This is a genomic window from Aristophania sp. ESL1100 (assembly GCF_058511235.1).
The window spans coordinates 1,918,489-1,930,694 of sequence record NZ_CP196394.1 but is presented as its reverse complement, the minus strand read 5'-3'; the positions used below and the strand labels follow the sequence as shown (position 1 = coordinate 1,930,694).

The window sequence follows — 12,206 nt, the reverse complement described above, 5'->3', positions numbered from 1 at the left end:
GAGGAATTTCTCATGTCTCCTCATGATCATACAGAAGCCCCGATCCAGACCCGCAAAGGGGCCGAGGTTCTTCTGCATATTCTTGAGGAAGAAGGGGTCGACGTTATTTTCGGCTATCCCGGTGGTGCGGTTCTTCCAATTTATGATGCGTTATTTCAGCAGAAAGCCATCCGGCACATTCTGGTCAGGCATGAGCAGGCAGCGGTTCACGCGGCAGAAGCTTATGCCCGCTCAACCGGGAAAGTCGGTGTTGTTCTGGTGACGTCAGGGCCTGGCGGAACCAATACGGTTACAGGGTTAATGGATGCCAGGATGGACTCTGTTCCTGTCGTCTGTCTCTGCGGCCAGGTACCGGTCCCTTTATTGGGGAAAGGGGCTTTTCAGGAAGCCGATATTGTAGCCATTACCGCGCCTGTTACAAAATATGGTGTCACGGTTAAAACACCGGAAGGATTGGCGCCTCTTTTAAGAGAAGCCTTTGAAATGGCCCGCTCAGGGCGCCCCGGTCCTGTTGTGGTGGATCTGCCTAAAAATATCACAACCGGTGATGCCCCTTTATCGCCTGCTGTGATTGAAATCCCATCTATAAAGAAAGAGACACTGTCTTCTAACGCGGTGCAGGAGGCCGTAGCTGCGCTCAAAAAGGCCAAAAAGCCGCTTTTCTATATTGGTGGTGGTCTTGTAAATGCCGGCCCGAAAGCCGTGACCCTGTTCAGATTACTGGCGGAAAAAACACGCTTCCCGGTGACCTCAACTCTTATGGGATTAGGCGCTTTCCCTGCCTCAAATGACCAGTTTCTGGGCATGATCGGTATGCATGGAGCGGTGGAAGCCAATATGGCAGCCCATGAGTGCGACCTTCTGATTGCCCTGGGCGCCCGGTTTGATGACCGTGTTACAGGGCGGCTGGATGCGTTCTCGCCTCATTCTTTCAAAATTCAGGCCGATATTGACCCGAGTGAATTTAATAAGAATGTGCCGGTTAATGTCACGCTGGAAGGTGATCTGACACAGACACTCGAAGCCCTGCTGGAAGGCTGGGGGACAACTGATGCGCCTGACCTGAGAGAGTGGTGGCAGTCTATTGAGACATGGCGCGCTGTCAAAGGGTTCTCCTTTGAGCAGGAGCGCAAGCCGGAATCTGTGATCAAGCCTCAATATGCGATCGAACGTCTCTATCAGTTGACGAAAGAGAGAGACAGGGACGTCTATGTCACAACCGAGGTCGGACAACATCAGATGTGGGCTGCCCAGCATTTCGGCTTTGAAGAGCCAAATCACTGGCTGACATCCGGTGGTTTGGGGACGATGGGTTACGGACTGCCGGCTTCCGTTGGGGTGCAGGTCGCCCATCCGGACGCCTTGGTCATAGATATTGCAGGCGAGGCCTCAACCCTGATGAATATTCAGGAGCTGGGAACAATCGTGCAATATCGTCTGCCTGTTAAGATTTTCATCCTCAATAACCATTATATGGGGATGGTCCGGCAATGGCAGGAATTGCTTCATGGTTCCCGTTATTCACAATCTTATAGTGAATCCCTGCCTGATTTCGTCAAACTGGCAGAGTCTTTTGGGGTAAAGGGATTGCGGGCCTGCCATTATGGTGAGCTCGACAGCGTTATCACAACCATGCTGGATCATGATGGCCCGGTCCTGGTTGATGTGTGCGTGGCACAGGAAGAAAATTGCTATCCGATGATTCCGTCTGGCGCGGCTCATAACCAGATGCTTCTGGGGCCTGACCGTGTCTTTGGAGGGGCTAAGTTGACGGAAGAGGGCAAGAAGCTCGTTTAGGGTCTAATCATTTTTAATCAGGGACTTTGAAAAGTCGAAAGAGGGAGTTTTATCATGCGCGTTTATTATGATCGTGATGCAGATCTGAATTTGATCAAAGGCAAAAAAGTAGCCGTGATCGGTTACGGGAGCCAGGGCCATGCCCATGCCAATAACCTGAAAGATAGTGGCGTTTCTGAAATTGTCGTGGCACTGCGCCCCGGTTCTTCAGCCATCGCCAAGGCAGAAGCCGCCGGTTTCAAGGTGGTAACACCGGCCGAAGCGGCTGCATGGGCCGATGTTGTGATGATCCTGACCCCTGATGAAGGACAGGGCGCGCTTTATAAAACAGATCTGGAAGCCAATCTGAAAAAAGGTGCGGCACTGGTCTTCGCTCACGGTCTTGCCATTCATTTCCGTCTGATTGAAGCACGCCCTGATCTGGACGTTTTCCTGATTGCGCCAAAAGGCCCCGGTCATACAGTGCGTTCAGAATATAAACGTGGCGGCGGTGTTCCCTGCCTGGTGGCTGTGGCCCAGAATGCTTCTGGTCATGCTCTGGAGATCGCTCTGTCCTATGCCTCCGCAGTGGGTGGTGGCCGTGCCGGTGTGATTGAAACCACCTTTAAGGAAGAAGTCGAGACAGACCTCTTTGGTGAGCAGGCTGTTCTGTGCGGTGGCACAATCGACCTCATCCGCGCCGGGTTTGAAACGCTGGTTGAAGCAGGTTACGCGCCAGAAATGGCTTATTTCGAATGTCTGCATGAAATGAAGCTGATCGTTGATCTGCTTTATGAAGGTGGCATCTCCAACGTGAATTACTCAATTTCCAATACCGCTGAGTATGGTGAATATGTCAGTGGCCCACGGGTGATCACCAGTGAGACAAAGAAAGCCATGAAGAATATCCTGAATGATATTCAGGATGGCACATTTGTGCGTAACTTCATTCTTGAAAATCAGTCAGGCAATGTGCGCTTCAAAGCAATCCGCGCCCGTAATGACGCACACCAGATTGAAAAAGTCGGTGCTAAATTGCGTGAAATGATGCCCTGGATCGCCAAAGGCAAATTGGTTGACAAAACACGCAACTGATTTCTGATCTGTTTCGGGACATCGTTAAAAAACCCCTTCATGGTCTTCTCCATGAAGGGGTTTTTTTAATAAGTTATTGCTGGGCAAAGTGTTACGACGAGACGCTCTTTACGCGCATCTTCATTCCCCTTTACCGAGTGTGAGATTCAGGCATGGCGCCTTTATTTAATGTTTCCAGGGAAATGCCAAAACGTTTGGTAAAGGCAAAAATCGCTGTAAAAACATAGAATGGGAACATAACCCGCCAGGAGGGTGAGAAGTTTCCTGCCAGCAAGGCAATAATGGCATCCCGCATCCTTACAGGATGGTTTTTGGGGCGCATAAAGAAAAAGCGTAATAGATCGTCATTAATACGGTAGACCAGCCAGCCGATTAAACGCATTTCCCGTCTTATCTGCCGTTCCGCCTTACGGGCGGCTATGCGGCCTTTTGCCGGGTTGGCCAGCCATTTACAGGCGACATCCGCTCCACGAAGGGCGCCTTTCATGGCAAGCATGACGCCTGAGGAGAAAACAGGGTCCAGAAAGCCGAACGCATCCCCGATAATGAAATAACGTTCACCCCAGGCTTTGTCCCCCTTATAGGAATAATTGCCGGTCGTCGAAAGGGGTGCAAGAGCTTCAGCCTTGGCCATTCGTGCCTTGACACTGGGGCTGTCTTCAACTGTTTTCCAGAAGAGGTTATCGAGCGATCCGCCATGATTTTTAAAACTGTTATGATCTCCGACAAAGCCAACACTCATGACGTCATCAGGGAGCGGAATCATCCAGAACCAGCCCCCCTTAACAAGGTGAACGGAGATATAACCCTCCATACCTTCACCCTCGGCACGGGGGACATTGCGGAAATGACCGAAAACGGCCGCTTTGTTATTTTTAAGGTCGCTATATTTCTTTCCATGCTGGCGAAGCATCAATGTATCGCGACCAGACGCATCCAGAATGAAACGGGGGGAGAAAAAGAGGGTTTCTCCCGCCTTGGTGCGGGCCTCAACAAGAGGCGCATCAGGCGTGGGAAAGGTGACTTTTGTAACGCGTGTTTCTTCAAGCGTTTTGGCGCCTTTTTTTTCGGCATTACGGAAGAGCAGTTCATCAAAATCTGCCCGGCGGACCTGGTACGCGTGATCGGCCTGAGCATCTATGGCATAGCGGAAAGGAAATGAAAGCCGCCCTTCGCCGGTATCAGTCACAAATTCAGCGCCGGGTTTATAAACCCCCATTGCGGCAACTTCGTCGAGGACACCAAGTCTTTTCAGGATTGGAAGATTACAGGCCAATAAGGATTCCCCAATATGAAAACGGGGGTGTTTTTCCTTTTCAAGGAGGATCACTTCCAACCCTCTCTGAGCGAGAACAGCTGCCGCAGTACTGCCGGCAGGGCCGCCACCGATAATGAGAATGTCGCAGGGAATAGAAGACTGAGTCGTCATATATTTTTCCAGAAGCACTAATGATTACGGAAGCATAACTGCGCCAGTTCCACTTACGAGCAGCTGGGCAGAAGGGGTTTGCAAAGTAAAACTGTAAATCATGCCGTTAGAGGCATAATGCTCTCTCCGGACCATAATGATCAGGCTTTCCCATTCCGGGAGATCAAGCCGGTCACAATGGATCTCGACATTGCGGGCATTGGCAAGCCAGCCTTGACGATCGTCATGGGTCGTCAGGGCGCCATGTAAGGCAGCGGCCTGCATAGCCATTTCGATCCCAACAATGGGAGGCAGGATGTCCGCCATTCGGTACGGATTGGCAGGGTCATTATGGCAACGCGTTGTTGCCTCAAGCTGCGTGTCATCCCACTTTGTGGCGGTATCGAGCAGGCAGCTTAACCCTTGATGAGGGATAGATTTGAGGATGATATCACGCGTGAGCATTCGTCAGCACAATCTGTACATGGTTGGACCCATAAGGCAGGGAGAGCCGGGTTTCTCCTCCAAGGGCAATGGCTTGTAGAAGAGGGAGAATCCGGCCCGCCGGATTGGCGCGGGCAATCTGTTCCAGCCCTTCAGGCAGACTGTAAGGCGTGGGCTCCTCAATTTTACCTTCCTTCAGAGAAAGTGAGAGCGTTGGCCCTTCATTGTCTCCCGGGTGAAGGATGAGAGCACAGCCAAAGCTGTAATCCGTTTGCCGGACGGTGCTTAAAGGCCCCGGAATAGGCGCATCATAGACGCAGAAAAGGACAGGGCGATCCTCACTATGGGCTTCTGCTGTGGCTTTAAGAAGGGCAGCGGCCAACGTGTCATCATTCAGGGCAAGGGATGTGGCAGGCTGGTGGCTATGATGCCCGATCATCCAGTACCCGGCCGGAGCATTATGCACGGAATTATGAAAAAGTGAGGGGGAAACCAGTCCCGATGGCGTGCTGAGCGAGTCCAGAATCCGGTCTATAATAAAGCCATCACCATTGGAGCTGGCAAAAATAGCGGGCAGATCCTCGGCCTGATAACCCGCTTGCTGACAGGCATCCTCAGCGCAGAGGACAGCCAGTCGGATAATCTGGCTGGCACGGCGCCGTTCATTGTCAGGAAGGCTTTTGGGGGCGGGCAGCTTTGTCTGCTCTCTGTGATACGGGTCTTTCCCTTGTAAGATGAGCTTGGTGGCTTCCCATCCGTGGAATCCTTCGCCCCAGCAGCCAATGCCTTTTATGGTAATGATCATATCAGCCTGCCAAAGATAAGACTGCTATTGGTGCCGCCAAAACCAAAGGCATTATTCATGACGTACTGAATCGCCTTATGTCGGGGTGTGAGAAGAATATCGCTGGTAAAGGCAGGGTCGATTGTCTGAGTGTTTTTGCAAGGTGGCAGATAGTTCTCCTGCAACGCAATGGCGCAGATCAGACTCTCTAAAATCCCTGAGGCGCCTAATGTATGACCGGACCACCCTTTGGTAGAGGAACAGGCTGTCTCATTTCCAAAAACTGTGCTGATGGCCCTGTCCTCCATCTGGTCATTTGCGCGTGAGCCCGTACCGTGCATGTTGATATAACCAATCTCTGAGGGTGATAATCCTGCTCGTGTAAGGGCGCGTTGCATGGCCAGTGACGCACCGCTACCGGCCGGGTCGGGCGCGGACATATGGTGCCCGTCACTGCTGGCCCCGTAGCCAGCTAGAGATAATCTGTAACCCGCAGGCTTGTCGGAAAGAGGTCGGCTTCCCACCCGCTCCAGCAAGGCAAAGCCTGCGGCCTCTCCAATCGAGATGCCATCCCGTGTTGCATCACACGGTTTAACGGGGGCGGGCGAGATCAACTCCAGAGAGGCAAATCCTTGCAAGGCCATCCGGCAGAGACTATCGGCTCCCCCGATAATGGCGGCATCACATAGACCCGAGTGAATAAGGTGGGCGGCATCTATAAAAGTACGGGTCGAAGAGGCACAGGCGTTGGAAACGGCCAGTAACGGACCGCTTACCCCTAAGCGTGCAGCGACGTAATGCGGCAGAGAGGCCAGATCCTGGGTGCCTGTGTAGCAAAAATCTTCTGGTAAAGATTCTGTTTTCTCCGCCTTGCGGGTCGCATAGGCTATTTCGGCACTGAGGATGCCTGAAGTACTGGTGCCCATAATCACGGCAATACGGTGGGCACCATAATGAGCGCGTGCTTCTGCGACCGCCGCCATGAAATCATCACTCATCAGGGCCATATCTGCCAGGCGATTATTGCGGCAGTCAAACTCTTTCAGCTCAGAGGGCAAATTATGCGATTCTACTCCGGAAACGCGGCCAATATAGCCATGACCTGAAGGCTGAAAATTATCAGGCTGGAGGATGTCCCTTGTGTCAAAAAGAGTGGCACGGGTTTCCTCAATGCCACGCCCCATGGCGCTGATGGCCGTCCCGGCTGAAATCATGAGAGCGGTCATGAAGTTTTTCCTTGCTGTGGAGAGGCAGGAAGGGGCCCCATTAACAGGAAGCTGAAAATAAGAGCAAGAAAAGCGCCTGATGAAATCGTCAGGCCCAGTTCTCGCAAAAGTGGAATCTGGCAGCTTGCCAGAATGGCAAAAGATAAAACGGTCATGATATTACAGGTCAGCAAAGTACGCATAGTCCGGGTACGTTCAGCCTCGTCAAGTTGTGGGCGGCCAAAGAAAAGAGCGTAATCAATGCCAATCCCCAGAACAAATGCCAGAGCGACGATATGAATGATGGAAAAAACATCATTATGCAAGCGTAGTAATGCCAATAAACTTAATCCTGTTATAAATAATGTAAAAGTAGCGCGTCCAATCAGGTTTATGTTCTTTGTAAATAAGAGCAGGGAAAGCAGGGCAAGACTGATCCCGACAGCAAGCCAGAAAGCAGCCCGTTTGACGTAGGGGGCCAGAAGGTCGCCAATAGCGGTTTTTAAATTGACAAAAAGAACATCCGGCATCCGCTGGCTGGCCTGAGTCAGGTCTGTAGCGGTTTGTGGAGTGCGGGGTATGATAAAGCCATACCAGTGATTATTTCTGGGAAAAAGCAGCAATCCCAGGCGATAGGAGAGAGAGGTCCCTGCCAGTTGCTCAATCGTCAGTGCCGGTTGCTGGCGGGCATTTTCAACCTCTTGGGGAACGCTGGAAAAGACGTCCGTCTGGAAGGGACTATTGCTTTCCTGAAGCGCTTTTTGAAGAGCACGTGTTACAGAGGGGGCTGATGGCAGGCTGGAGAGACGTTCCCGCTGGCGCAGCTGACTGGGCAGCCATAAAGTGGCGGCTTCCACCGTGTCAGAGGTTGGGAGCCCGGCAAGGAGGGATTCTTCTTTGCGAAGAACGCCTTCGCTTGTTTTTGCCTCAATAACAGCCAGAGAGCCGGCCTGGGGCGCTCCTAATTCTTGCCGGAATGCTCTGTCTGTTTCCTGCATTTTCTGAGGAATGGGGTTCAGGACTTCTCCCTGCTTTTCCATCCGGAAAGGATGAAAAATCAACAAGCCAAAGGCAATGGGGATGAGGGGCAGGCAGAGCAGGCGGTAACGGCGTAAATTTTCCCACCGGAGCAAGGCGGGTGAAACACCTTGATGATAGGCCGCCAGATCCGCCTGAGTGACCAGATGGGGAAGAAACCAGATTGTAATACCGGCGGCTGTCAGAATGCCTGTTGCTGAAAAGATACCAAGCTGCATAATTCCCGGCAGGCCACAAAGAATCATGCTTAACAGTCCAATAACAGCTGTAATGACAGCCAGTTTCAGGCTGGTGCCGATACGCCCCATGACAATGGAAATACGCTCTCCCTTATCGCGGTGGCCCAGTAACAGCACCGGATAATCCAGTGAAACACCCAGCATGGTCATGCCAAAGCCCAAGGCAATTCCATGAACCCAGCCGAAGAGACACTGTAAGACGATCATGGACACTGAGAGTGACAGGAGAAAAGGCACAGCGATCGCAGCGAGGACCCATAAGGAGCGAAAACGCCAGTAAAGGACGCTCACTACCAATATCAGTGAAAATATGGCGAGGCGGTCCATATCATGACGGATGGTCTGCGCGGCATAGAGTGAAAAGGCAGGTGAGCCGGTCAAGGTAAGCCTACTGGTATCATGCTTATCATGACTATCGGCAAAGGCTTTCATGATTGTGTTATGAAGCTTTTTAAGTGTTGTGGGGTCCAGGCTGGGCTGACTGAGCTTCAGTAACATAAGGGTGGCGTGCCGGTCTTTTGTCAGCCAGATGCCATCCTGACTGGGTAGAAGAAGACCATTATTCAGGCTTGCCATGTAATCGCCATAAGCGCCGGTAGGGTCTTTCAGCCCTATATCTTCCACCAGAGGCGCTGCCATGGATTGCAGGAGGTCATAAAGCCGATTGATATCAGTCTTTAAGGATTCAACGGTAAAAAGGCGTGTCTGGTCATGAGGGGCGAGGGCGTAGCGATGCGCAAAGAAAAGAGACTGGTCCTTCTGCCAGTCCAGAGATTCTGGACCATCTATAATGAGACTGAAAAAACCTGTTCCGGCCAGGGTCTTATGAAAGCGTTTGGTGATCTGGCTTAAAATAACAGGATCATCGCCCCCAATAGAGGCGATCATCAGTGATTGTGTCGTTCCGTTATGAAGTTCATCGAGCAGGAATTGAGAGGCCTTATCATGTGGCCGTGGCAAAAAAGCCTGCATGTCCATTCGTAATGGAATCACGTAAAGCGTGACGGCTGCCACAATCAGAGCACAGAATAACGAAAGTAGAAGTGGCAGGCGTCTGGAGTTCATTTCTGGGAGATAACAGTGTCAGTGACGTCGCCATTCGTCTGGAGGAGATACGTATGTTCTATGACATTATTATGCCCCTCCAATTTTACGATTTGAATGATTTTGGCAACGTCTTTTGTGCGGGGCGTAAGTGTTACGCGCCATTGACCGATATTTCCGTCAGCTTTCAGGACATAATAACGTTTCAGGAGGTTTATATTTCCCTCCAGCGGTCCCCGAATTGTGTCAGCGATAATCTGTAAAGTGGGGTTCAGATGAAGAGGTATGTTTTTCACATCTGCCTGTCCATGCTGAAACTGCATGGTATCGCCTTCGATAACCACGTCATCTTTTATGGGCAGGAGAGTCAGTTTTTCGACATGGTCAGGGGGGGAGAATTTGAGCTGACCTTCGCTCTGGAGCGGCCGTTTAAGGGCGTGTAGCTGACGTGTTTCCGTGAAATGATTATCGCGTTGTGAAACCAGGGCGATGTGGTGAAGAATCACTTCTGATAGCGCCGTACTATCTGATGGGGGAGAAAGTGCTTCCGTCGAAGCTGCTGGCGCCTGCGTAAAAAGAGAGAAGCCTGCCATCATTAGGGAAAGAAGATAGATTCGCCTCATATGATTAAAGTCCTTCTTCCCAGAAATCGAAAAAATTGAACCAGGCATAAGGATATTCCTGGCAAAGTGTTTCCATCCAATGCGCATAAGCCTGCATAAGAGGGAAGAGACCCTCCGATGCTGAAATGTCCGTATCATTGTCTGCAGAAAGCCTTGTGAGAGACTGGCATGTAATCTGATAGGTACCATTTTTCTGCCGGATCGCCGAGACAAGTATAACCGGAGCATCCGTCAGGGCTGCCAGTTGAAAAGGCCCTGCTGGTAATGGGGCGTTTTGCCCCAGAAAGGGAATTGGGCAGAAACGGTTGCGATCATGGGCTCTGTCGGCAAGGATCCCGACGATTTCGTTATTTTTCAGGGCCTTTAATGCGGCAATCATGCTGTCAGGGTTTCCCAGCTCGATGATATTGGCATTAAAATCAGGCACGAGCGATTCAATAAAGCGGGAGGCGGCCCCGAGAAACCGCCTGTACATCAGCATCCGGAAACGGGTAGGCGCGCTCAGGCCAAATTGGCGCAATACATCAAAAGAGCCAATATGGGCCCCCATGAGAATGCATCCTTTTCCCTGTTTCAGGGCATCTGAGATAAGATGCTGGTTCCTGAAATGGAGATTTTCCGGTGGGAAACGGCCGATAAGAAGGAAAATACGGTCCAGAATATTTCTGCTATAGGCATTGATATGCGCCAGAACCATACCCCAATGTTTGCGGGGGAGTTTCCCTGCTTTCTGTAAATGCGTGAGGTAGCGCCAGGAAGCGTGCCTTACAGTTGGATACATAGCGGCGTAATAAAGTGTTGCAGGCCAGCATAACAAAGCCGTTAAGCGGTAGCCAAGATGTTGTGCAAGCCATATCAACAACCGGATTGAGGCTATATTCCCTTTTTCAGGTCGCAGCCATGTATTGCGGGACATCAGGTCTGGCCTTTCGCACAACCGCGCAGAATAACAATATTGTCTTTCCCGGAATCCAGATGGTGTAGGCTGAATTGTATCCGTCCATCTCCCAGAGCACTGGAAAATAACTGCATCAGCTCGCCAGGGCGGACGATAGAAAGAAATTTTACGGTTTCTATTGCCTGGACTTTAAGCGAAAGCTGCTCGAAGATCTTATTTAACAATAAGATACCAGGAATGGTGGGGTCTCCGGGGAAATGCCCTGGTAAAGCAGGATGATCGGGAGAAATTGTAAAAGGAGGATGGGCGCATTTTTCGGCATAATGTTCGACCAGCGCGTTCAGTGCCTGTCGCGTCAGTTTACCGACAGAATTGCGCGGCAGGCTTTCCAACCGGACAAGGCGGCGGGGAGTAAAAGGCTGGTCTATATGATAACGCAAACTCTGCATAAGGGCTGTGAGATCAATGTCCCTGCCAACAACAAAGGCTTGCAGATGCGTCGGCTCGTTTTTCCCTTCTTTTAACTCCTGTTCTGTATAAAGCGGGGCGAAACAGCCATCCATGACATCAGGTTGTTCACATAATATTTTATTGAGAGCCCCATATGAGCTTCGTTTCCCGGCAATTTTGAGAATATCCGCCTTGCGCCTTACCAGCCGGAAATGCCGTGGCCCTTCCATGACAATAATATCGTTCAAAGGATAAGGGGTTGCATAGGGCGCGTTGAGGAGGTGGCCCTCTTCATCATCGTCTGAAAGATCAGCCGTGAGCGTAAGACCTTCATAAAGCTGCCAGGGAGCAGAGCTGATTGTGCGCCTGATAGCGATGGAGCCTATTTCTGTGGCACCATAAATTTCCATGACCGGGGCATGGAATTGTTTTTCTGCTTCGCGCGCCAGTTCTTCAGTTAAGGGTGCGGCGGCAGAGATAATGCGTGTAAGCCCCGGTAACGTGGCTTTGGCTGTTGTGAGAGACTGCAAGTGGACAGGGGATGTTATAAGGATATGAGGTGAAGGTGTATTGGCGGCCAGTTTTTCTATATCAGCCGGGAAAAAACATGGCCCGCTTGCGGTAATAACCGGTGTATGGAGGCTTTGGAGAATGAAGGTCTCAAAACCATACATATGATAGGGCGGGACAGTCCCCAATAACGTTGTGCCTGCGGGCCCAAAGAGTTGTACTGCTGTGTGGCTGCGGGCAACAAGCACTCCCCAGTGTTTAACGTGCATCTGGGGTTGGCCTGTGCTGCCGGAGGTAAAGAGGCAGGCAACCTTCTGTGTGGCGGACAGAACGGGATTATCTGTTCTATCTGAGATAAGTTCTGCCAATGGAGGAAGAAGGAATTCATCCAGCCCCTCTGGCAGGGAGGAGCCTGTACAAACAGCCTTATACTCTGTTTGCAGGGCCTTGAGAAAAGGCAGGGTATGATCGCTGCAAAGCAGGCAATAATGGCCCTTCAGCAGAGCGGCCAGAAAAACAATGGTAAAATGAAGTGGATCGCTGTGTAGATTGATAACAGGGCCGTCCGGGAGACGGCCTGCCAGTGCCCAGGCGTAAGAGAGCAGTTTTCTCCCACTGATTATATCCGACGCTGTACAATAAACCGTTCGCTCTGGCGCAGTGATCAGGGAAAGGTCAAAGTGCGTGGCCAT

10 protein-coding genes are annotated in these 12,206 nt (G+C 51.3%); 2 read left to right on the top strand and 8 right to left on the bottom strand.

Annotation, left to right across the window (positions count from 1 at the left end; all coding sequences use genetic code 11):
• The first annotated feature begins 12 nt into the window (after positions 1-12).
• Positions 13-1,797, top strand: coding sequence for a biosynthetic-type acetolactate synthase large subunit (gene ilvB / locus ACSYSY_RS08775; RefSeq protein ID WP_491707181.1), 1,785 nt, complete (start codon positions 13-15; stop codon positions 1,795-1,797).
• 54 nt (positions 1,798-1,851) lie between these two features.
• Positions 1,852-2,871: a ketol-acid reductoisomerase gene (gene ilvC / locus ACSYSY_RS08770; protein WP_491707180.1), complete on the top strand. Its 1,020-nt coding sequence runs from the start codon at positions 1,852-1,854 to the stop codon at positions 2,869-2,871.
• Positions 2,872-3,001: 130 nt separating this feature from the next.
• Here the strand turns inward: ilvC and ACSYSY_RS08765 are convergent, their stop codons facing one another.
• The 8 genes from ACSYSY_RS08765 to ACSYSY_RS08730 are packed head-to-tail and all read right to left on the bottom strand — an operon-like array spanning position 3,002 to position 12,206.
• Positions 3,002-4,300, bottom strand: coding sequence for an NAD(P)/FAD-dependent oxidoreductase (locus ACSYSY_RS08765; RefSeq protein ID WP_491707179.1), 1,299 nt, complete (start codon positions 4,298-4,300; stop codon positions 3,002-3,004).
• A 24-nt stretch (positions 4,301-4,324) separates the two neighbouring features.
• Positions 4,325-4,744, bottom strand: a complete 420-nt coding sequence (locus tag ACSYSY_RS08760; RefSeq protein ID WP_491707178.1) for a hotdog family protein — start codon at positions 4,742-4,744, stop codon at positions 4,325-4,327.
• On the bottom strand, positions 4,731-5,528 hold the full coding sequence (locus ACSYSY_RS08755) for a beta-ketoacyl synthase chain length factor (protein ID WP_491707177.1): 798 nt from the start codon (positions 5,526-5,528) through the stop codon (positions 4,731-4,733). The genes ACSYSY_RS08760 and ACSYSY_RS08755 overlap by 14 nt, the downstream gene beginning before the upstream one ends.
• Positions 5,525-6,733: a beta-ketoacyl-[acyl-carrier-protein] synthase family protein gene (locus tag ACSYSY_RS08750; protein WP_491707176.1), complete on the bottom strand. Its 1,209-nt coding sequence runs from the start codon at positions 6,731-6,733 to the stop codon at positions 5,525-5,527. Before ACSYSY_RS08750 ends, ACSYSY_RS08755 begins: the two co-directional genes overlap by 4 nt.
• Entirely contained in the window at positions 6,730-9,054 is a 2,325-nt protein-coding gene (locus ACSYSY_RS08745; protein ID WP_491707175.1) for an MMPL family transporter, read from the bottom strand. The genes ACSYSY_RS08750 and ACSYSY_RS08745 overlap by 4 nt, the downstream gene beginning before the upstream one ends.
• The gene (locus ACSYSY_RS08740) at positions 9,051-9,656 is read right to left on the bottom strand and encodes an outer membrane lipoprotein carrier protein LolA (RefSeq protein ID WP_491707174.1); all 606 of its coding nucleotides are present in this window, start codon (positions 9,654-9,656) and stop codon (positions 9,051-9,053) included. The genes ACSYSY_RS08745 and ACSYSY_RS08740 overlap by 4 nt, the downstream gene beginning before the upstream one ends.
• Positions 9,657-9,660: 4 nt before the next feature.
• Positions 9,661-10,572: a lysophospholipid acyltransferase family protein gene (locus ACSYSY_RS08735; protein ID WP_491707173.1), complete on the bottom strand. Its 912-nt coding sequence runs from the start codon at positions 10,570-10,572 to the stop codon at positions 9,661-9,663.
• Positions 10,572-12,206, bottom strand: coding sequence for an AMP-binding protein (locus tag ACSYSY_RS08730; protein ID WP_491707172.1), 1,635 nt, complete (start codon positions 12,204-12,206; stop codon positions 10,572-10,574). Before ACSYSY_RS08730 ends, ACSYSY_RS08735 begins: the two co-directional genes overlap by 1 nt.

What these genes read in the sequence shown, in the direction of transcription:
- ilvB (WP_491707181.1), top strand. Translation starts at nt 13, where the DNA reads ATGTCTCCTCATGATCATACAGAAGCCCCGATCCAGACCCGCAAAGGG.
- ilvC (WP_491707180.1), top strand. Translation starts at nt 1,852, where the DNA reads ATGCGCGTTTATTATGATCGTGATGCAGATCTGAATTTGATCAAAGGC.
- ACSYSY_RS08765 (WP_491707179.1), bottom strand. Translation starts at nt 4,300, where the DNA reads ATGACGACTCAGTCTTCTATTCCCTGCGACATTCTCATTATCGGTGGC.
- ACSYSY_RS08760 (WP_491707178.1), bottom strand. Translation starts at nt 4,744, where the DNA reads ATGCTCACGCGTGATATCATCCTCAAATCTATCCCTCATCAAGGGTTA.
- ACSYSY_RS08755 (WP_491707177.1), bottom strand. Translation starts at nt 5,528, where the DNA reads ATGATCATTACCATAAAAGGCATTGGCTGCTGGGGCGAAGGATTCCAC.
- ACSYSY_RS08750 (WP_491707176.1), bottom strand. Translation starts at nt 6,733, where the DNA reads ATGACCGCTCTCATGATTTCAGCCGGGACGGCCATCAGCGCCATGGGG.
- ACSYSY_RS08745 (WP_491707175.1), bottom strand. Translation starts at nt 9,054, where the DNA reads ATGAACTCCAGACGCCTGCCACTTCTACTTTCGTTATTCTGTGCTCTG.
- ACSYSY_RS08740 (WP_491707174.1), bottom strand. Translation starts at nt 9,656, where the DNA reads ATGAGGCGAATCTATCTTCTTTCCCTAATGATGGCAGGCTTCTCTCTT.
- ACSYSY_RS08735 (WP_491707173.1), bottom strand. Translation starts at nt 10,572, where the DNA reads ATGTCCCGCAATACATGGCTGCGACCTGAAAAAGGGAATATAGCCTCA.
- ACSYSY_RS08730 (WP_491707172.1), bottom strand. Translation starts at nt 12,206, where the DNA reads ATGGCCACGCACTTTGACCTTTCCCTGATCACTGCGCCAGAGCGAACG.